We start from the raw sequence: 19997 nt of genomic DNA on the forward strand, positions 1-19997 counted from the left end.
CAGACTGCATGCTCGGCGGCGGTTTAGGCCGGTTGCTTCTTCTCTTTATGAGCGTGTTTCTCCGTGGTCTTTTCCGGTGCTTGCGCGCTCACTGCGCCGATGTTCACGGCATGCAGTCCCTTGGGGCCTTGAATGATTTCAAAACTCACGGGCTGGCCCGCTTTCAGCGTTCTATAACCATCCATTTGGATTGCTGAATAGTGCGCAAAAAGGTCCTCGTTTTTCCCTTCCTCATTAACAAAGCCATATCCTTTGGCGTTGTTGAACCACTTGACCTTGCCATTGATCTTGACGCCGGACATACCCATTTCCCTCTGCACCAGACTCCATCACTGGAGTATCATCCAGTTTATCCGTCCTAACCCGAATAAATTAAGGTTGACTGCGCGGACCTTTTTTACCCACTGTGGGTTCTATTGGTTGTAACACCGATTCGCCGATAGTCAAGGCGACCGGCCAGTTGAGAGTTGAAATTCTGACAGGTCGCCCCCACCACTGTATTTGAACCACTGACGAACCTTTCTTTCCATGCATGCAATCAGCCAGATTCGACTAACATTCAATCAGGATCGACCGGATCACGAACACGATGACGACGGTTCTGCAGGCATTGCTGTTCAGGAGGCCAAGCCTGCTCTACAGGCGCCGCCGATGTACAAGGTGGTTTTGTTCAATGATGACTACACACCGATGGATTTCGTGGTCGAAGTGCTCGAGGTGTTTTTTAACCTGAACCGAGAGTTGGCGACCAAGGTAATGCTGGCCGTTCACACAGAAGGACGGGCAGTATGTGGAGTGTTTACCCGTGACATCGCCGAGACAAAGGCCATGCAGGTCAACCAGTACGCCAGGGAAAGCCAGCATCCGCTACTCTGTGAAATCGAGAAGGACGGTTAACGCCGACCACTTGGGTATGAGGTGAAGCTATGTTAAACCGCGAGCTCGAAGTCACCCTCAATCTTGCCTTCAAGGAGGCTCGTTCGAAGCGTCATGAATTCATGACAGTCGAACACCTTTTGCTGGCACTTTTGGATAACGAAGCTGCCGCCACCGTTCTGCGTGCGTGCGGCGCCAACCTCGACAAACTCAAGCATGATCTGCAGGAGTTTATCGACTCCACCACGCCACTGATCCCCGTGCATGACGAGGACCGCGAGACCCAGCCAACCCTGGGCTTCCAGCGGGTATTGCAGCGTGCTGTTTTCCACGTACAGAGCTCCGGTAAGCGTGAAGTCACAGGCGCCAACGTGCTTGTGGCGATCTTTAGCGAACAGGAAAGTCAGGCAGTGTTCCTGCTCAAGCAGCAGAGCGTTGCCCGTATTGATGTCGTCAACTATATCGCCCACGGTATCTCCAAGGTGCCTGGGCACGGCGATCATTCTGAGGGTGAGCAGGATATGCAGGACGACGAGGGCGGTGAGTCTTCTTCTTCAAGCAACCCGCTGGATGCCTATGCCAGCAATCTCAACGAACTGGCGCGCCAGGGTCGGATCGATCCGCTGGTGGGGCGTGAGCTTGAGGTTGAGCGTGTAGCGCAAATCCTCGCGCGTCGTCGCAAGAACAATCCGTTGCTGGTGGGTGAGGCGGGCGTGGGTAAAACCGCAATCGCCGAAGGCTTGGCCAAGCGTATCGTGGATAACCAGGTGCCTGACCTGCTGGCCAACAGCGTCGTCTACTCCCTTGATCTGGGCGCGTTGCTCGCCGGGACCAAGTACCGGGGCGATTTCGAGAAGCGCTTCAAGGCGTTGCTCGGCGAGTTGAAAAAACGCCCGCAGGCGATCCTGTTCATCGACGAAATCCACACCATCATTGGTGCTGGTGCGGCGTCTGGCGGGGTGATGGATGCGTCCAATCTGCTCAAGCCGTTGCTGTCGTCGGGTGATATCCGCTGCATTGGTTCGACCACCTTCCAGGAGTTCCGTGGCATCTTCGAGAAAGACCGTGCGCTGGCGCGTCGCTTCCAGAAGGTCGACGTGTCCGAGCCTTCGGTTGAAGACACCATCAGCATCCTGCGCGGGCTCAAGGGGCGTTTTGAAGCGCACCATGGCATCGAGTACACCGATGAGGCGCTGCGTGCAGCTGCAGAGCTGGCGTCGCGTTACATCAATGATCGGCATATGCCGGATAAAGCTATCGACGTGATCGACGAGGCGGGGGCTTATCAGCGCCTGCAACCGATCGAGAAACGTGTGAAACGCATCGACGTGCCTCAGGTCGAGGACATCGTGGCGAAGATCGCGCGAATTCCACCAAAGCATGTCAACAGCTCCGACAAAGAGCTGCTGCGTAACTTGGAGCGCGATCTCAAGCTCACTGTGTTCGGCCAGGATGCAGCCATCGACGCGCTGTCCACTGCGATCAAATTGTCGCGTGCGGGCCTCAAGTCGCCGGACAAACCGGTCGGCTCGTTCCTGTTTGCTGGCCCGACCGGTGTCGGCAAAACCGAAGCGGCGCGGCAGTTGGCCAAGGCCATGGGGATCGAGCTTGTGCGGTTCGACATGTCCGAGTACATGGAGCGTCATACCGTGTCGCGCTTGATCGGTGCGCCTCCTGGGTATGTAGGCTTTGATCAGGGCGGTTTGTTGACCGAAGCGATCACTAAGCAGCCCCATTGCGTATTGCTGCTCGATGAAATCGAGAAGGCTCACCCGGAAGTCTTCAACCTGCTGCTGCAGGTCATGGATCACGGGACCCTGACCGACAACAACGGACGCAAGGCGGACTTCCGCAACGTGATCGTAATCATGACCACCAACGCCGGTGCCGAAACAGCCGCGCGGGCTTCGATCGGCTTTACCCATCAGGACCACTCCTCTGATGCGATGGAAGTGATCAAAAAGAGCTTCACGCCGGAGTTCCGCAACCGTCTGGACACCATTATCCAGTTTGGTCGCCTCAGCCACGAGGTTATCAAGAGTGTGGTGGACAAGTTCCTCACCGAGCTTCAAGCGCAGTTGGAAGACAAGCGCGTGCAGCTGGATGTCACGGAGGCGGCGCGCAGTTGGATCGCCGAGGGTGGCTACGATGCCACAATGGGCGCCCGCCCAATGGCGCGTCTGATCCAGGACAAGATCAAGCGGCCATTGGCCGAAGAGATCCTGTTCGGCGAACTCTCCGACCATGGTGGCGTGGTGCATATCGACCTGAAGGATGGCGAGCTGACCTTCGAGTTCGAAACCACGGCTGAAATGGCCTGATCGTTCTGCAGTAATGCAAAAGGCGCCGAAAGGCGCCTTTTTGCTGTCTTGAAACGCAGTTCTCAGAACAATGAAGATCCAGTGTGGGAGGGGGCAAGTCCCCTCCCACAGGAATCATCGGTGTTTGAGAATCCCATGCACACAAAAACGCCCGGCATAACCGGGCGTTTTGTATTGACTTGCTTAGCGAGCGCGGTAAGTGATGCGCCCTTTGCTCAAGTCATAGGGCGTCAGCTCGACGCGCACTTTGTCACCGGTAAGAATACGAATGTAGTTCTTGCGCATCTTGCCGGAGATATGCGCGGTTACGACGTGCCCATTTTCCAACTCCACACGAAACATGGTGTTGGGCAGGGTGTCGACGACAGTGCCTTCCATTTCGAAGCTGTCTTCTTTCGACATGCAGTAAAGCCCTCGGTATCCAGTGAATGGCCCGGTGCAACTGCGCCAGGCAAAAGCGGCGTGCATTGTGCCCGAAAAAGGGTGTTTAAGCCAAGGGGTTCTAGTTAAGCGTGACCCATCTTTGATTAATTAGCAGTTCTATGGGGCGATATTGGGTCTTGTAGCTCATCTTTTTGCAGTTCTTGATCCAGTATCCGAGGTAGACGGCCTCCAGTTCCAGGCGCAGTGCTTCGCCGATTTGCCAGAGGATTGCAAAGCGCCCGAGGCTGCGGCGCTCTTCGGCAGGTTCATAGAATGTGTATACCGCCGACAGGCCATTAGGCAGCAAGTCGGTCACGGCGACGGCCAGCAGGCGACCGTCCGCTCGAAACTCATAGAAGCGTGAAAAGGGTAGGTCACGCACTAGAAACGTGGAGAACTGGTCGCGGCTCGGGGGGAACATATCGCCGTCGGCGTGGCGTTGCTCAATATAGCGCTGGTAAAGGTCGAAATATTCTTCGGTAAATCGAGGCTTGCACGATGTCACCGTCAGGTCGGCGTTGCGCTTGAGGATGCGCTTCTGGTTACGATCCGGCAGAAATTGCGCCACGGGCAGGCGTGCCGGTACGCAGGCATTGCAGTTCTGACAATGGGGTCGGTAAAGGTGGTCGCCACTGCGTCGAAAGCCCATTTCCGAAAGATCGGCATACACGTGCACGTCCATCGGTTGGCTGGGGTCGAGGAACAACGTGGTGGCCTGCTCGTCTGGCAGATAGCTGCAAGAGTGGGCTTGAGTGGCATAAAACTTCAAACGCGCCAACTCGGTCATGATCAACCCTCGGGATAAGCTTTGAAATAAGTGTAAGCCAGGTGCGCGGATGTCGCCTAAGAAACCCATGGTCCGGTGTTGGGTTGGTCCAAGTGGTCGCGTAGAAAACCGGCGAACTCACTGCGAGGAATGGCGCGGGCACCCAAGCTGTGCAAGTGATCGTTGGGCATCTGGCAGTCGATCAGGACGAAGCCCCAGGCCTGTAATTGTCGTGTCAGTGTGGCGAAGCCGAATTTTGAGGCGTTGTCGGCGCGGCTGAACATGGATTCGCCAAAAAACAGTTGGCCCATCGCTAGGCCATACAGGCCGCCCACCAGCACCCCTTCGTCCCATACTTCTACCGAGTGTGCATGGCCGCGTTTGTGCAACTCTAAGTAGGCGCTCTGAATGCCTTCGGTGATCCAAGTGCCATCGGCATAGGCGCGCGGTGCGGCGCAGGCTTGGATGACTGCTGCGAAGTCCTGGTCGAATGTCACGCTGTAGCGCTGCTGGCGTAACAGCTTGCTCAGGCTGCGGGATACGTGCAGCTCGTCAGGGAAGATCACCGTGCGCGGGTCCGGAGACCACCAGAGGATCGGTTGACCCTCCGAGAACCATGGGAAGCAGCCATGCCGGTAGGCTTGGACTAGTCGCTCGGCCGACAGGTCGCCGCCGGCGGCGAGCAGGCCATTGGGTTCGCGCATAGCTTTGGCCAGCGGTGGGAAGGTCAGGGTATTGCGTTGTAACCAGGTCAGCATGGCATCCAGGCTTATGGAAGGGGAGGGGAGTGGCAGGTATGACACCCGCCTCGGTAGTGCTGATTATTGTCGACGCAGCGCCATCGGGCCAGCTTGAATCAGCCATTGATGCGTATTAGCGTGAGCGGGTGTTTCTGCAACTCTATGCCGGGGGTGTGGTCGTATTCGGGGCCGGCCCATGCAGGCCATTTGCCAAGCTTGTCTGGATTAGTAAAAACAGTTCATAAGCCTTTGTCAGCAAAGACAATGCATGCTCAAATTGAACATGTCGTGACACACAATTGGCTATGCTGCCTGAAGAAAGCCAAGTGGCGTGGCATCGGGGGTACAAACCCGTACAATGCGGCCATTGTGGCGTTATCGTCCTTTCATTCAGCAATTGCCCAGTGTTAAACGTAGATTCAACGACGATCGTTTATTTTTCAACTGCTCGGATTGGGCAGTATTTGCAGTCATTCAACAGATGGACGCGCTAAAGGCGCAGGAAAAGACCCGTTTTGAAGAAATCCGCCGCAACACCTAAAGCAGCAGTCGTGCCGGCTTGGCGCCAGCACCTGCATTATCGACTCAAGGAAGGCGCGCTGATCGCTATCGGCGCGCTGTGCTTGTTCCTGATGATGGCCTTGCTCACCTACGGCAAGGACGATCCGGGCTGGAGCCACAACAGCAAGATAGACGATGTGCAAAACTTCGGCGGTCCGGTGGGTTCCTACAGCGCCGACATCCTCTTCATGGTGCTGGGTTACTTTGCTTACATCTTCCCGTTGCTGCTGGCGATCAAGACCTGGCAGATCTTCCGTCAGCGTCACGAGCCGTGGCAGTGGAGCGGCTGGCTGTTCTCCTGGCGCCTGATCGGTCTGGTGTTCCTGGTGCTCTCCGGCGCGGCGCTGGCCCATATTCATTTCCATGCGCCCACCGGTTTGCCGGCGGGCGCGGGCGGGGCCTTGGGCGAAAGCCTCGGCGACCTGGCGCGCAAGACCCTGAATATCCAGGGCAGCACTCTGATGTTCATTGCGCTTTTCCTGTTCGGCCTCACGGTGTTCACCGACCTCTCGTGGTTCAAGGTGATGGACGTGACAGGCAAGATCACCCTCGACCTGCTCGAATTATTCCAGGGCGCCGCCAACCGTTGGTGGTCCGCTCGTGTTGACCGCAAACGCATGGTGGCTCAGTTGCGTGAGGTGGATACTCGCGTCAACGAAGTCGTAGCCCCAAGCACACCGGATCGCCGCGAACAGGCCAAGGTCAAGGAGCGTCTGATCGAACGCGAACAGGCCCTGAGCAAGCACATGTCCGACCGCGAGAAGCAGGTGCCGCCTGTGATTGCACCTGCGCCGCCCAAGGCCCCCGAGCCAAGCCATCGCGTACAGAAAGAGAAACAGGCGCCGTTGTTTGTCGATAGCGCTGTCGAAGGCACCTTGCCGCCGATCTCGATTCTCGACCCGGCCGAAAAGAAACAGCTCAACTATTCCCCCGAATCACTGGCGGCTGTCGGCCACTTGCTGGAAATCAAGCTCAAGGAATTCGGCGTCGAAGTGTCGGTGGACTCGATCCACCCTGGCCCGGTGATTACCCGTTACGAAATTCAGCCGGCCGCTGGTGTGAAAGTCAGCCGCATCTCCAACTTGGCCAAAGACTTGGCCCGCTCCCTGGCCGTGACCAGCGTGCGTGTGGTGGAAGTGATCCCCGGCAAGACCACCGTGGGTATCGAGATTCCCAACGAAGACCGCCAGATCGTGCGCTTCTCCGAAGTACTGTCGACGCCGGAATACGACAACTTCAAATCGCCGGTCACCCTGGCGCTGGGCCATGACATCGGCGGTAAGCCGGTTATCACTGACCTGGCGAAAATGCCTCACCTGCTGGTCGCCGGTACCACCGGTTCCGGTAAGTCGGTGGGCGTGAACGCGATGATCCTATCGATCCTGTTCAAGTCCGGCCCGGAAGACGCCAAGCTGATCATGATCGACCCGAAGATGCTTGAACTGTCGATCTACGAAGGCATTCCACATCTGCTGTGCCCGGTGGTCACCGACATGAAGGACGCGGCCAACGCCCTGCGCTGGAGCGTTGCCGAGATGGAGCGCCGCTACAAGCTGATGGCGAAGATGGGTGTACGTAACCTGTCGGGCTTCAACGCCAAGGTCAAGGAAGCCCAGGACGCCGGCACACCGCTGACCGACCCGCTGTACAAACGCGAAAGCATTCACGACGAAGCGCCGCTGCTGAGCAAGCTGCCGACCATCGTGGTGGTGGTCGACGAGTTCGCCGACATGATGATGATCGTCGGCAAGAAGGTTGAAGAGCTGATCGCGCGTATCGCCCAGAAAGCGCGGGCAGCAGGTATTCACTTGATCCTCGCCACCCAGCGTCCGTCGGTGGACGTGATCACCGGTCTGATCAAGGCCAACATCCCGACGCGCATGGCGTTCCAGGTATCGAGCAAGATCGACTCGCGGACCATCATCGACCAGGGCGGCGCCGAGCAACTGCTGGGTCACGGCGACATGCTCTACATGCCACCGGGCACCAGCCTGCCGATTCGCGTACACGGCGCCTTTGTTTCCGATGATGAAGTGCACCGCGTGGTGGAAGCCTGGAAGCTGCGCGGCGCACCCGAATACAACGACGACATCCTCGCTGGCGTCGAAGAAGCTGGCAGCGGTTTCGACGGTGGCAGCAGCGGTGGCGACGACGATGCCGAGACCGACGCCCTGTACGACGAAGCCGTGGCGTTTGTGCTGGAAAGCCGTCGCGCGTCGATTTCTGCAGTTCAGCGCAAGCTGAAAATCGGCTACAACCGCGCCGCCCGCATGATCGAAGCGATGGAAAACGCCGGCGTCGTCACCGCAATGAACACCAACGGCTCGCGTGAAGTCATTGCCCCTGGGCAGATGCGCGACTGATCCCGCGCCGCGTGGCAGCACGCGGCGCGCCCTTACGACTCAATGAGGACTCCCATGCGCTTTATCCGCATGCTGTTGTTGCCGGCACTGGCCCTGACCGCTGTTTCGGCTCACGCTGACCCGGCCTCTGTCGCCAGCCTGACTAACCTGCTGGACAAATCCAAGACCCTGACCGCGCGCTTCTCCCAACTGACCCTGGATGCCGGCGGTACCCGTTTGCAGGAAACGGCAGGCGAAATGGCTGTGCAGCGTCCGGGGCTGTTCTACTGGCACACCGAAGGGAAGGCTGAGCAGACCATCGTCTCCGACGGCCAGAAGGTCACGTTGTGGGACCCGGATCTGGAACAGGCCACTATCAAGAAGCTCGACCCGCGCCTGAATCAGACGCCTGCGCTGTTGCTGTCGGGTGATGTGTCGAAGATCAACGACAGCTTCGACATCACCTCCAAGCAAACCAGCAACGTGATCGAATTCACCCTCAAGCCGAAGTCCAAGGACACGCTGTTTGACAGCCTGCACCTGTCTTTCGGTAACGGCGTGATCAATAACATGCGCCTGATCGATAGCGTCGGCCAACGCACCGATATCCTGTTCTCCGGGGTCAAGGCCAACGAGCCGGTGCCTGCTTCCAAGTTCAAGTTCGACATCCCCAAGGGTGCCGACGTGATCCAAGAATAAACCAGAGGTTTCAAACGCTGCCCATGGATCTGTTTCGAAGTGACCCGATTGCCCAACCCCTGGCCGCGCGTTTGCGTTCGACCAACTTGGATGAGTACGTCGGTCAGGAACACCTGCTCGCTCGCGGCAAGCCTTTGCGCGAAGCCCTGGAGCAGGGCGCGCTGCATTCGATGATTTTCTGGGGCCCGCCGGGCGTGGGTAAAACCACTCTGGCGCGGCTGCTGGCGAAAGTCTCGGATGCGCACTTCGAAACGGTTTCCGCGGTGCTGGCCGGGGTCAAGGAAATCCGCCAGGCGGTGGAAGTGGCCAAGCAGCAGGCTGGGCAATACGGTAAGCGCACCATCCTGTTTGTCGACGAAGTGCATCGCTTCAACAAGTCGCAGCAGGATGCGTTCCTGCCTTATGTCGAAGATGGCACGCTGATCTTTATCGGCGCCACTACCGAAAACCCGTCCTTCGAATTGAACAACGCCTTGCTATCGCGAGCGCGAGTGTATGTGCTCAAGAGCCTCGATGAAGCAGCGATGCAAAAGCTGCTGCACCGCGCGTTGAGTGAAGACAAGGGCCTGGGCAAGCGCCAACTGAGCGTCAGCGAAGAAGGCTTCAAGATCCTGCTCACCGCTGCCGATGGCGACGGTCGCCGTTTTCTCAACCTGCTGGAGAATGCGTCGGACCTGGCCGAGGATGGCAGCGAGATTGGCGTCGATCTGTTGCAAAGCCTGCTCGGCGACACTCGTCGTCGGTTCGACAAGGGCGGCGAAGCGTTCTACGACCAGATTTCGGCGCTGCACAAATCTGTGCGCGGCTCCAACCCTGACGGCGCGCTGTATTGGTTTGCGCGGATGATCGACGGCGGCTGCGACCCCTTGTACCTGGCGCGCCGCGTGGTACGCATGGCCAGCGAAGACATTGGCAACGCTGACCCGCGCGCCTTGAGCCTGTGTCTGGCGGCGTGGGACGTGCAGGAGCGGCTCGGCAGCCCGGAAGGTGAGTTGGCGGTGGCCCAGGCCATCACTTACTTGGCCTGCGCGCCGAAAAGCAACGCGGTGTACATGGGCTTCAAGGCGGCGCTACGTGCTGCCGCCGAGCACGGCTCCCTTGAAGTGCCGCTGCACCTGCGCAATGCGCCGACCAAATTGATGAAACAATTGGGCTACGGCGATGAATACCGCTATGCCCACGATGAGCCGGACGCCTATGCCGCCGGCGAAGACTACTTCCCAGATGAGCTTGAGCCATTGCCGCTCTACCAGCCGGTGCCCCGTGGCCTGGAGCTGAAAATCGGTGAAAAACTCAATCACCTGGCCCAACTCGATCGCCTCAGCCCCAAACAGCGGAGAAAGTAGTGCTCAAGACGATTCTTGCCGTGTCCGCAGCCGGCATCGCTGGTACATTATTGCGTTTCGCCACCGGTACTTGGGTGAGCGCCAACTGGCCTAAGCATTTTTATGCCGCAACCCTTGCGGTCAACCTTGTTGGCTGCTTGATCATTGGGTTGCTGTACGGCTGGTTCCTGTTGCGCCCGGAAATACCGATTGAAATTCGTGCCGGCTTGATTGTCGGCTTTGTAGGCGGTCTGACGACCTTTTCATCCTTTTCACTGGATACGCTGCGCTTGCTGGAAAGCGGGCAGGCCCTGGTCGCCTTTGGGTACCTGGGCATCAGCGTGTTCGGCGGGCTGCTCGCCACCTGGGCTGGCCTGTCCTTGACCAAACTTTGATAAACGAGAGACCGACATGCTCGATTCCAAACTGTTACGTAGCAACCTTCAGGACGTAGCGGACCGCCTGGCATCCCGTGGCTTTGCCTTGGATGTTGCGCGCATCGAAGCGCTGGAAGAACAGCGCAAGACCGTCCAGACCCGCACCGAAGCACTGCAGGCTGAGCGTAATGCGCGTTCCAAATCCATCGGTCAGGCCAAGCAGCGCGGCGAAGACATCGCGCCGCTGATGGCGGACGTCGAGCGTATGGGCACCGAGCTGTCCGACGGCAAGGTCGAGCTGGACAAGATCCAATCCGAGCTGGATTCGATCCTGCTGGGCATCCCCAACATTCCGCACGAGTCTGTGCCCGTTGGCGAAGACGAAGACGGCAACGTCGAAGTGCGCCGCTGGGGCACGCCAAAAGCCTTTGATTTCGAGATCAAGGACCACGTCGCCCTGGGCGAATTGACCGGTGGCCTGGATTTCGAAACCGCCGCCAAGATGTCCGGCGCGCGCTTTGCGTTGCTGCGCGGTCCGATTGCGCGCATGCACCGTGCCTTGGCGCAATTCATGATCAACCTGCACACCGGCGAGCACGGCTACGAAGAGGCCTACACCCCGTACCTGGTTCAAGGTCCGGCGCTCATGGGTACCAGCCAGTTGCCGAAGTTCGAAGAAGACCTGTTCAAGATCAGCCGCGATGGTGAAGCCGATCTGTACCTGATCCCGACTGCTGAAGTGTCGCTGACCAACATCGTCGCTGGCGAGATCCTCGATGCCAAGCAACTTCCACTCAAGTTCGTGGCCCACAGCCCGTGCTTCCGCAGTGAAGCCGGTGCATCGGGTCGTGATACTCGCGGCATGATCCGCCAGCACCAGTTCGACAAGGTCGAGATGGTGCAAGTGGTTGAGCCGTCGACCTCCATGGAAGCCCTGGAAGGCCTGACCGCCAACGCCGAACGCGTGCTGCAGCTGCTGGAGCTGCCGTACCGAGTGCTGGCTCTGTGCACCGGCGACATGGGTTTCAGCGCCGTGAAGACCTACGATCTGGAAGTGTGGGTGCCGAGCCAGGACAAGTACCGCGAGATCTCGTCGTGCTCCAACTGCGGTGATTTCCAGGCCCGTCGCATGCAGGCGCGTTTCCGTAACCCGGAAACCGGCAAGCCGGAACTGGTGCACACCCTCAACGGTTCGGGCCTGGCTGTAGGTCGTACCCTGGTTGCCGTGCTGGAAAACTACCAGCAGGCTGACGGTTCGATCCGCGTACCTGAAGTGCTCAAGCCTTACATGGCGGGCGTTGAGGTCATCGGCTAAATGGAATTTCTGCCGCTGTTTCATAACCTGCGCGGCAGCCGTGTGTTGGTCGTTGGTGGCGGGGAGATTGCTTTGCGCAAATCCCGGCTGCTGGCCGACGCCGGTGCGGTGCTGCGGGTGGTTGCTCCCCAGATCGAAGACCAGTTGCGTGAATTGGTGCTGGGCAGTGGCGGGGAACTGATTGTGCGCGGTTATCAGGAGGCCGACCTTGATGGTTGCACCCTGATCATCGCCGCCACCGACGACGAGCCACTGAATGCGCAAGTGTCCAGTGATGCCAAGCGTCGCTGTGTACCGGTCAATGTGGTGGACGCGCCGGCCTTGTGCAGTGTGATCTTCCCGGCAATTGTCGACCGCTCTCCCTTGGTGATTGCGGTGTCCAGCGGCGGCGATGCGCCGGTGCTGGCACGCTTGATCCGCGCCAAGCTGGAAACCTGGATTCCGTCCACCTATGGCCAGTTGGCAGGGTTAGCGGCGCGTTTTCGTGCCCAGGTCAAAGGCTTGTATCCGGATGTGCAGCAACGTCGTGCGTTCTGGGAAGAAGTGTTCCAGGGCCCGATTGCCGACCGCCAGTTGGCCGGGCAGGGTGATGAGGCTGAGCGTCTACTGATTGAAAAGGTCAACGGCGCACCGCCGTATGCGCCGGGTGAGGTCTACCTGGTGGGCGCAGGCCCGGGCGACCCCGATCTGTTGACCTTCCGCGCGCTGCGTCTGATGCAGCAAGCGGACGTGGTGCTCTATGACCGCTTGGTCGCCCCGGCGATTCTTGACCTGTGCCGCCGCGATGCCGAACGTGTGTATGTCGGCAAGCGTCGCGCAGACCATGCCGTGCCGCAGGACCAGATCAACCAGCAACTGGTGGACCTGGCCAAGCAAGGCAAACGCGTGCTGCGCCTCAAGGGTGGCGATCCGTTCATCTTCGGGCGTGGTGGTGAAGAGATCGAAGAACTGGCGGCCCATGGCATCCCGTTCCAGGTGGTACCAGGAATCACGGCGGCCAGCGGCTGCGCGGCCTATGCGGGTATTCCGCTGACCCACCGTGACTATGCGCAGTCAGTACGCTTTATCACCGGGCATTTGAAGAACGGGACGTCGGATCTGCCTTGGAGTGATCTCGTGGGGCCGTCGCAAACCCTAGTGTTCTACATGGGCTTGATTGGCTTGCCGATTATCTGCGAGCAACTGATCAAGCATGGCCGTGCTTCTGATACCCCGGCGGCGTTAATCCAGCAGGGCACCACCTCCAACCAGCGCGTTTTCACCGGCACGCTGGCGGACTTGCCGCGGATGGTGGCGGAGCATGAAGTGCATGCGCCGACGCTGGTGATCGTGGGTGAGGTGGTAGTGTTGCGTGAGAAGCTGAAGTGGTTTGAAGGCGCCCAGTCTCAGGTCTGAGCCTTTTAAAAACATCGGGAGCAAGTCCCCTCCCACATTTTTACTGTGTTCACAGTTCCAAATGTGGAAGGGGGCTTGCTCCCGATGAGGCCATCACACACAGCGCATTTCCTGAGTCAGCGCCAGACGCCTTCGCCACTCAACCGCTGGCGATCGTGCCCAGCATCAAACCTCTGCAACGGCCCCTTTGGCACAATCCCCGTCGGGTTGATCGTGCGGTGACTGGCATAGTAATGCCCCTTGATGTGCTCAAAATCCACCGTCTCGGCCACCCCCGGCCACTGAAACATCTCCCTCAGCCAATTCGACAGATTCGGATAATCCGCAATCCGCCGCAGATTGCATTTGAAATGGCTGTAATACACCGCATCAAAACGAATCAACGTGGTGAACAACCGCACATCCGCTTCGGTCAGGTACTCGCCGGCCAGGTAGCGATGGTCGCCCAAGTGCTGTTCCAGATGGTCCAGTTCAGCAAACACATCATCAAACGCGCTTTCATACGCTTTTTGTGAGGTGGCAAAACCTGCGCGGTACACGCCATTGTTCACGGCCGGGTAGATCCGCTCGTTCAGCTCATCGATAGTTGTACGTAGGGAGTCGGGATAGAAATCCAGGGTATTGCCAGTCAGTCCGTTGAAGGCGCTGTTGAACATGCGGATGATCTCCGCCGATTCATTGCTGACGATGCGTTTGAGCTTCTTGTCCCACAAGACCGGAACGGTCACGCGGCCGGTGTAGTCGGCTGTGTCGGCGGTGTAGCGTTGGTGCATAAATTCGAAATTATCCAGCTTATCGCCGGTCGAGCCGTGGGCCTTGTCGAAGGTCCAGCCGTTTTCCAGCATCAGCCAGCTGACTACGGACACATCGATCAGGCTTTCGAGGCCCTTGAGCTTGCGCAGGATCAGCGTGCGGTGCGCCCATGGGCAGGCCAGGGACACATAGAGGTGATAACGACCGGCCTCGGCCTTAAAGCCGCCTTCGCCGCTCGGGCCAGGTTGGCCATCGGCGGTCACCCAGTGGCGCCGCTGTGCCTGTTCCCGTTGGAAAGCGCCGTCTGCGCTACTTTCGTACCACTGGTCTTTCCAGTGTCCTTCGATCAGCAAACCCATGACTGGCTCCTTGGCTAATAAGCGTTGGAGCCCAGTCTAAAGGGATGAGTTCGAACTAAAAGCGCAAAGACTGCGGATGAATGATCGATTAAATCGATTTATCCCGTGCTTCCCAATATTGCTGCGCCAGTTCGAACGCCTGCTCCCGCGGGTGGCCAAGGCCGCGCAAGGCCAGGGCCATGGTGGCGATCAGCGCCAGCTGCGGGTAGCTGTCCTCTGCATCGCCGCGCCATACGGCCTTCAAGTGCTCAGGCTCCAGCGTTGCCGGCTTGACGTGGCGCTGGGCGGAGAGGGCGGGCCATTCTTCATCCCAGCTCTCGCCGCCGGTGGTGCCGTACAGGTGGCTGATAGTGTCGGGGTTGATCTCTATCTCGCCACCGTCGCCTTTCACCACAATCACGTTATCCCCGAGCAGCCCGCTGGCATCGCGGTGGACGCCCTGGTAGCCGGGATGAAAGATGCTTTGCAAGCCGCAACGAGCATTCAACGGGTTGAGCAGCCGCGCCAGCGAGTGGATCGGCGAGCGCAGGCCCAGGGTGTTGCGCAAATCGATCATGCGTTGCAGTTGTGGTGCCCAGTCGCCCAGCGGGATAAATGCGAGGTTTGCGTGCTCAAACGCCGTACCGACCTGTTGCCAGTTTCGGCACAGGGGAATGTGCAGGGTATCCAGCAGCTGCTCGGTGTACAGCCGGCCCGCCGTATGGGCGCCGCCGCCGTGTATCAGGATGCGCACACCGTTCTGCGCCAGGCATTTGGCTGCCAGCAGGAACCACGGCAGGTGGCGTTTCTTGCCGGCATAGGTGGGCCAGTCGACGTCGACATTCAGTGTGGGGGCATCCAGGCGCTCGCGCACGGCTTCTGTGAAACCGGCGAGTTCTTCCGGGCTTTCTTCCTTGTGCCGAAGCAGCATCAGGAAGGCGCCCAGTTGGGTGTCTTCGACTTTTTCGTCGAGCAACATGCCCATGGCTTCGCGGGCTTCTTCGCGGGTGAGGTTACGCGCGCCGCGCTTGCCTTTGCCCAGGATGCGTACGAATTGCGCAAATGGGTGCTCGGCAGGAGTTTGCAGGGTCAGCGGGGAGAAGTCGGTCATAAGCAATTCGTCGGCCGGGGCAGGCCCGCCAGCTTGGCGGCGAGTTTGGCGGGAGTGCCGTTGAACAATTGGTTGAGGTGCAGGCTGTTGCCTTTGTCCGGGCCTAGCTTCAAGGCGGTGTACTTGATCAGCGGGCGCGTGGCTGGGGACAGCTGGAATTCGGCGTAAAAGCCGCGCAACAGTTCGAGGATTTCCCAGTGCGCCGCAGTCAATACCAGGTTTTCGGCGGTGGCCAGGGCGTTGGCCACCTCGGTGGACCAGTCGTTCAGGTCGACGAGGTAGCCGTCCTTGTCCAGTTCGAGGCGGCGCTCGCCCACGGTCAGGGTGTTCATAGCCAGGTGTTGACCTTGTCGTAGTCGATCGACAGTTGCACGAAACCGGGATAGTCCACGCTGTCGGCCCAGTCCGGTAATGGCAGGTTGCGCGCCTGCATGTCTTCGGCCAGCACAAAGACCTTCACGCCCTTGGTTTGCAGGGCTGGGGCGTGCAGCCCGTACGCGCCGTCGCCGCATAGCAGGATCGCGTCCTCGGCGCCGCAGATACGCAGGCAGCTATCGAGGCGGCTATCGGTAAACGGGGAGTGAGACACCACGTGTAAAGTCGACATCAGAGGGTAATTACCTGGTCGTAACGGTCAATCAATTGGGAAATAGCGTCGTTGCTCAACGGTTGCGCTTCGGTTGGCGGCGTCAAGCCACGCACGGCCATGCTGTGGCGGCAGACAAACACATCATCGATGCCGAACAGCTCCAATGCCTGCAGGTTGGCACTGAGGTCCTTTTGTTGCACGGCCTTGGCGTTCTGGTGCGGCGCGAGCTGGAACACGCCGTCATCCATGAACAGCAAGCCGATGGGCAGATCAAAGGCGCCACCCGCCAGCACGATATCCAGCGCTTCCCGTGCGCTCGGGCCGGACCACGGCGCCTGACGGCTGATCAGCAATAAGGATTTGGACATTTCACGGCCCTCCAAAACAGATCAGGCGGTCGGCATCCTGGATTGCATCATGCAATTGCCCCAGGCCTGACAGCGTCCATGGTGCATCCAGGTTCACTGCGCTGCGTTGATAGCGCGTGGCCTCTTCGCTGTTGAGCACGCCACGACGCAGGGCGGCGGCGATGCATACCACGCCGTCGAGCTGATGAGTGCTGACAAACTCACGCCATTGGCGGGCAATGTCCTGCTCATCTTGGGGCGCTACGAGGTTGTTGGACGCGCTGTAAACGCCATCCTGATAAAAAAACAACCGCACAATCTCATGCCCACCGGCCAACGCCGCCTGGGCGAAGAGCAAGGCGCGGCGCGAAGAGGGCGCGTGGGCGGCGGAATACAGGGCAATCGCGAACTTCATGGAACACTCGGCAAGCAAACGTAGGCCAATGATAAAGCCGCCGTCGCGAAAAAGCCCGCCGTGATCAAAACGGTCACTGTCGGTGATCGTTCTGACGATTGCCGGTAGGCGCAAGGCTGCCTAGTCTGTGGGCATTCGAACCGAAAGTGGAGTCCCCATGTCAGGTCCCTTGGCGTCCCTCAAAGTGCTGGATTTTTCCACCTTGCTGCCCGGCCCGTTTGCTTCGTTGATGCTGGCGGACATGGGCGCCGAAGTGCTGCGTATCGAATCGCCCACGCGCCTGGACATGCTGCGGGTCTTGCCGCCCCATGATCAGGGCACCTCGGCAAGCCATGCCTACCTCAATCGCAATAAACGCAGCCTGGGGCTGGACCTCAAGCAGGTCGAGGCCTTGGACATTGTGCGGGCGCTGGTCAAAGACTACGACATCGTGCTCGAACAGTTTCGCCCCGGCGTGATGGAACGCCTGGGCCTGGGGTATGAGGCCTTGAAGGCGATTAATCCCCGGCTGATTTATGTGTCGATCACCGGTTATGGCCAGACCGGCCCGTATAAGGATCGCGCCGGCCACGATATCAACTACCTGGCACTGGCAGGCGTGGCCAGCTATACCGGGCGCCAGGACAGCGGACCGCTGCCGTTGGGTGTGCAGTTGGCGGATGTGGGCGGGGGGTCGCTGCATGCGGTGGTGGGGTTGCTGGCTGCCGTTATCGCCCGTCAGCAAAGTGGCGTCGGGCAATACCTGGATGTAAGCATGACCGATTGCTCGTTCAGCTTGAATGCCATGGCTGGGGCGGGTTACCTCGCCTGTGGTGCGGAGCCGGAATGGGAAGGCCATGTGCTCAATGGCGGGAGTTTCTACGATTACTACCGCTCGCGAGATGGGCGCTGGATGTCGGTGGGCAGCCTGGAGCCGGCGTTTATGCAGCAATTGTGTGAAGCGCTGGGGCGCCCGGAGCTGGCCGCGCAGGGCTTGAAGCCAGAGCGGCAGCCGGCGCTTAAGAAGGCCTTGCAGGTGGAGTTCGAGAAGCGCAGTTTCGAGGAATTGTGCGAGCTGTTTGCCGGGGTGGATGCCTGCGTTGAACCTGTGCTGACGCTCAGCGAAGCCGTGGCCCATCCGCAGTTAAAGGCGCGGGCGCTGGTCAGCCAGGTGCCCAGAGGCGATGGCTCGAGCCAGGCGCAGATTGCCTGCCCGTTGAAATTTTCGGAAGGGTTGCCAGCGCCCCGGCACATTGGCGTCGCCGTGGGCGCGCACAGTGATGAAGTGTTAGCGGAGCTGGGCTTGAGCCCGCCGCGCATCAGCGAGCTGCGCAGCTCCAAGGTGATTATGTAGTGGCTGGGCGGACGCTATCGGGAGCAAGCCTCCTCCCACATTCAGGCCTGTGAATACGATCAAAATGTGGGAAGGGGGTTGCTCCCGATGAGGCCTTTATTCCACCCGGGTTTCGCCGGTAAACACCAATGTCTGCCGACAGCGCCGACACAGATAACGCCGCCCCTGAGCCACCATGCCATGGCGCTGCGACGAAAACGGAAAGTCGCTGTCGGCACATGGGCAGCGGTAAATATAGCGGGTCACCTGGCGCCGCTGCACGGCATAGGTATGGCAACGGTCCGGCGGCAGTTCGTAGACCCCGCGCATGATCAACTGCCACTCCTCGCCATGGGGCTGGATGCGTTCACCAAACAATTGGTGGGCGATCAGGTGCGCCACCTCATGGGCCACGGTCTGCTTGAGGAAGTGCTGGCTGTTTTCTCGGTACAACTGTGGGTTAAAGCGCAGCAGGTTCTCGTGCAAATGCGCGACACCGGCTTTCTGGCCCCGCAGCTTGAGGCTGACCTGGGGGCGTTTGAAGCTTCGTTTGAAAAAGGATTCGGCTTGCAGGAAACAATCTTCGACGCGGGTATTGAGTTGCTCGGGCATGCTGTACATATCTCCAGAGATGCCCAGTATGCCGCAAAGCTGAGTGTTTCCGAATCTGTCAGGCGCCGAATGGTCATGCATAACGCACAAAGCCACCTTGCGGTGGCCTTGCCTACGGTTTCAGCAGTTCAGTTGGTATAGATCGGCCCTACGCCCAGGCCCCAGACGATCACCGTAAACGCCATGATCGCCACCAGCACCACCAGGCCTACGGCCAGTACCGAGCTGGAAAACAGGAAGCCCTCGTCCGGATCGATGTTCATGAACGTCGGCAGCCCCACATACAACAGGTACACCGTGTAGCAGATCGCCGCTGTGCCCACGACCATACCCAGCCACATGTGCGGGTAGAGCGCCGCCAGCCCGCCGATAAACAGCGGCGTCGCGGTGTAGGTCGCAAAGGCCACGCAGCGGGCCATGCTGGGGTTGGCGTCGTAGGTACGGGCCATCCAATGAATGAACGCGCCCATCACCGCCACGCCGCCAAGCATGGCTGCGTACGACATGATGGTCATCCACAACGCACTTTCCTGGGTCAGCATCACCGGCGCGCGATTGCCGATGACCCAGCCCACCTGGGTGGTGCCGATAAACGCTGATATTGCGGGAATTGCCGCGAGAATCAGGGTGTGAGTGAGGTACATGTGGCCGATGCTTTCTTCTTTATCGCCACGGATTTCCCGCCATTCCTGGTCGGGATGGGTAAACAGCCCCACGACGTGATGGATCATGCCAGTCACTCCTGTCGTTGTTACCATCGCCCCCCATCGGAGCGCCCACGGGCCAATTGGCCTGAAAGGTCTGGATATAGATGTGCGACCTCACGTCGCAGTATAGGAAGGGATGACCGGAATAACTGTAGGGCCTTTAGAGCAAATCGCACTGTAAACAGTGGGCCTAATCGCAGATTGGAATGCGGGGCCACGTTGAATGTGTGGACTCGACATCGGTAAGATACCCGGCTTTTCGTCACACACCTCCAGCGGATCCAATCGCCATGGGCACTCTTACGGTCAACCAGAACAAACTGCAAAAACGCCTGCGTCGCTTGGCGGGTGAAGCAGTCGCCGATTTCAACATGATCGAGGATGGCGACAAGGTCATGGTCTGCCTCTCCGGCGGAAAATTATAAGCAAAGATTATTTTGTAAAACAGAAAATTCCTTAGTTCTTGCCTTTAAAGCCCGCCAGATATCAGTTCTCCCTCCCTCTAACTTGACAAAGCTCTCTTTCGTACTAATCTTCACTGATTGGTTATTGGACGAGGTATTTTGTCAATGAAAGTCAGACAGTACCAATATAATTCGATACCTTTCGTGTCCATAGTCGATGATTCGGATTGTCCGTTCGATCCGTATGTCTCGTGTTATTTGAATGGTCC

21 protein-coding genes and 1 pseudogene are annotated in these 19997 nt (G+C 59.0%); 10 read left to right on the forward strand and 12 right to left on the reverse strand.

Annotated features, from left to right (window positions below):
• Positions 1-23: 23 nt before the first annotated feature.
• On the reverse strand, positions 24-302 hold the full coding sequence (gene cspD, locus ACKZ62_RS11185; protein WP_163033180.1) for a cold shock domain-containing protein CspD: 279 nt from the start codon (positions 300-302) through the stop codon (positions 24-26).
• Between the two features lie 226 nt (positions 303-528).
• On the opposite strand from cspD, the gene clpS reads away from it, so the two are divergent.
• Both clpS and clpA read left to right on the forward strand, forming a co-directional pair.
• Entirely contained in the window at positions 529-897 is a 369-nt protein-coding gene (gene clpS, locus ACKZ62_RS11190) for an ATP-dependent Clp protease adapter ClpS (protein WP_010567912.1), read from the forward strand.
• 29 nt (positions 898-926) lie between these two features.
• Positions 927-3197, forward strand: a complete 2271-nt coding sequence (gene clpA / locus ACKZ62_RS11195) for an ATP-dependent Clp protease ATP-binding subunit ClpA (protein ID WP_447096665.1) — start codon at positions 927-929, stop codon at positions 3195-3197.
• 183 nt (positions 3198-3380) lie between these two features.
• Here clpA and infA read toward each other — a convergent pair whose 3' ends face one another.
• The 3 genes from infA to aat form a co-directional block, all read right to left on the reverse strand.
• Entirely contained in the window at positions 3381-3599 is a 219-nt protein-coding gene (gene infA / locus ACKZ62_RS11200; RefSeq protein WP_002553999.1) for a translation initiation factor IF-1, read from the reverse strand.
• Positions 3600-3699: 100 nt separating this feature from the next.
• The gene (locus ACKZ62_RS11205; RefSeq protein WP_032889677.1) at positions 3700-4407 is read right to left on the reverse strand and encodes an arginyltransferase; all 708 of its coding nucleotides are present in this window, start codon (positions 4405-4407) and stop codon (positions 3700-3702) included.
• Positions 4408-4463: 56 nt separating this feature from the next.
• Positions 4464-5144: a leucyl/phenylalanyl-tRNA--protein transferase gene (aat, locus tag ACKZ62_RS11210; RefSeq protein ID WP_122680649.1), complete on the reverse strand. Its 681-nt coding sequence runs from the start codon at positions 5142-5144 to the stop codon at positions 4464-4466.
• Between the two features lie 497 nt (positions 5145-5641).
• On the opposite strand from aat, the gene ACKZ62_RS11215 reads away from it, so the two are divergent.
• The 6 genes from ACKZ62_RS11215 to cysG are packed head-to-tail and all read left to right on the forward strand — an operon-like array spanning position 5642 to position 13140.
• Positions 5642-8050 carry a DNA translocase FtsK gene (locus tag ACKZ62_RS11215; RefSeq protein WP_032889675.1) on the forward strand — a complete coding sequence of 803 codons (2409 nt, stop codon included), beginning with the start codon at positions 5642-5644 and terminating at the stop codon, positions 8048-8050.
• Positions 8051-8104: 54 nt separating this feature from the next.
• Positions 8105-8728, forward strand: coding sequence for an outer membrane lipoprotein periplasmic chaperone LolA (gene lolA / locus ACKZ62_RS11220; RefSeq protein ID WP_032889674.1), 624 nt, complete (start codon positions 8105-8107; stop codon positions 8726-8728).
• A gap of 23 nt (positions 8729-8751) precedes the next feature.
• On the forward strand, positions 8752-10074 hold the full coding sequence (locus ACKZ62_RS11225; protein WP_032889673.1) for a replication-associated recombination protein A: 1323 nt from the start codon (positions 8752-8754) through the stop codon (positions 10072-10074).
• Positions 10074-10448, forward strand: coding sequence for a fluoride efflux transporter CrcB (gene crcB / locus ACKZ62_RS11230; RefSeq protein ID WP_032889672.1), 375 nt, complete (start codon positions 10074-10076; stop codon positions 10446-10448). Before ACKZ62_RS11225 ends, crcB begins: the two co-directional genes overlap by 1 nt.
• Positions 10449-10464: 16 nt before the next feature.
• Positions 10465-11745 (forward strand): serine--tRNA ligase, encoded by a 1281-nt coding sequence (gene serS, locus ACKZ62_RS11235; RefSeq protein WP_032889671.1) that lies wholly within the window; start codon positions 10465-10467, stop codon positions 11743-11745.
• Positions 11746-13140, forward strand: coding sequence for a siroheme synthase CysG (cysG, locus tag ACKZ62_RS11240; protein WP_032889670.1), 1395 nt, complete (start codon positions 11746-11748; stop codon positions 13138-13140).
• Positions 13141-13256: 116 nt separating this feature from the next.
• Here the strand turns inward: cysG and ACKZ62_RS11245 are convergent, their stop codons facing one another.
• The 6 genes from ACKZ62_RS11245 to tusD all read right to left on the reverse strand — a co-directional run bounded on the left by ACKZ62_RS11245 (position 13257) and on the right by tusD (position 16693).
• Positions 13257-14252 carry a glutathione S-transferase family protein gene (locus ACKZ62_RS11245; protein ID WP_179178799.1) on the reverse strand — a complete coding sequence of 332 codons (996 nt, stop codon included), beginning with the start codon at positions 14250-14252 and terminating at the stop codon, positions 13257-13259.
• Positions 14253-14340: 88 nt separating this feature from the next.
• Entirely contained in the window at positions 14341-15342 is a 1002-nt protein-coding gene (locus ACKZ62_RS11250; RefSeq protein ID WP_032889668.1) for a glycosyl transferase family protein, read from the reverse strand.
• On the reverse strand, positions 15339-15674 hold the full coding sequence (locus ACKZ62_RS11255; RefSeq protein WP_032889667.1) for a TusE/DsrC/DsvC family sulfur relay protein: 336 nt from the start codon (positions 15672-15674) through the stop codon (positions 15339-15341). Before ACKZ62_RS11255 ends, ACKZ62_RS11250 begins: the two co-directional genes overlap by 4 nt.
• The gene (tusB, locus tag ACKZ62_RS11260; protein WP_032889666.1) at positions 15671-15949 is read right to left on the reverse strand and encodes a sulfurtransferase complex subunit TusB; all 279 of its coding nucleotides are present in this window, start codon (positions 15947-15949) and stop codon (positions 15671-15673) included. The genes ACKZ62_RS11255 and tusB overlap by 4 nt, the downstream gene beginning before the upstream one ends.
• Positions 15949-16299: a sulfurtransferase complex subunit TusC gene (tusC, locus tag ACKZ62_RS11265; RefSeq protein ID WP_032889665.1), complete on the reverse strand. Its 351-nt coding sequence runs from the start codon at positions 16297-16299 to the stop codon at positions 15949-15951. The genes tusB and tusC overlap by 1 nt, the downstream gene beginning before the upstream one ends.
• Before the next feature lies 1 nt (position 16300).
• Positions 16301-16693 carry a sulfurtransferase complex subunit TusD gene (gene tusD / locus ACKZ62_RS11270; protein WP_032890039.1) on the reverse strand — a complete coding sequence of 131 codons (393 nt, stop codon included), beginning with the start codon at positions 16691-16693 and terminating at the stop codon, positions 16301-16303.
• A gap of 157 nt (positions 16694-16850) precedes the next feature.
• Between tusD and ACKZ62_RS11275 the strand changes: the two genes are divergently transcribed.
• Positions 16851-18026, forward strand: coding sequence for a CaiB/BaiF CoA transferase family protein (locus ACKZ62_RS11275; RefSeq protein WP_447096666.1), 1176 nt, complete (start codon positions 16851-16853; stop codon positions 18024-18026).
• A 96-nt stretch (positions 18027-18122) separates the two neighbouring features.
• On the opposite strand, the gene ACKZ62_RS11280 is transcribed toward ACKZ62_RS11275, so the two are convergent.
• Together ACKZ62_RS11280 and ACKZ62_RS11285 are read right to left on the reverse strand one after the other, a co-directional pair.
• Positions 18123-18617: a SprT family zinc-dependent metalloprotease gene (locus ACKZ62_RS11280; protein ID WP_032890037.1), complete on the reverse strand. Its 495-nt coding sequence runs from the start codon at positions 18615-18617 to the stop codon at positions 18123-18125.
• A gap of 128 nt (positions 18618-18745) precedes the next feature.
• On the reverse strand, positions 18746-19348 hold the full coding sequence (locus ACKZ62_RS11285) for a Yip1 family protein (RefSeq protein WP_032889661.1): 603 nt from the start codon (positions 19346-19348) through the stop codon (positions 18746-18748).
• 266 nt (positions 19349-19614) lie between these two features.
• Between ACKZ62_RS11285 and ACKZ62_RS11290 the strand changes: the two are divergent.
• Positions 19615-19743, forward strand: a pseudogene (locus tag ACKZ62_RS11290) (tRNA 2-thiocytidine(32) synthetase TtcA); the annotation flags it as partial.
• Positions 19744-19997 lie beyond the last annotated feature (254 nt).

It is taken from the genome of Pseudomonas sivasensis, from assembly GCF_052938085.1.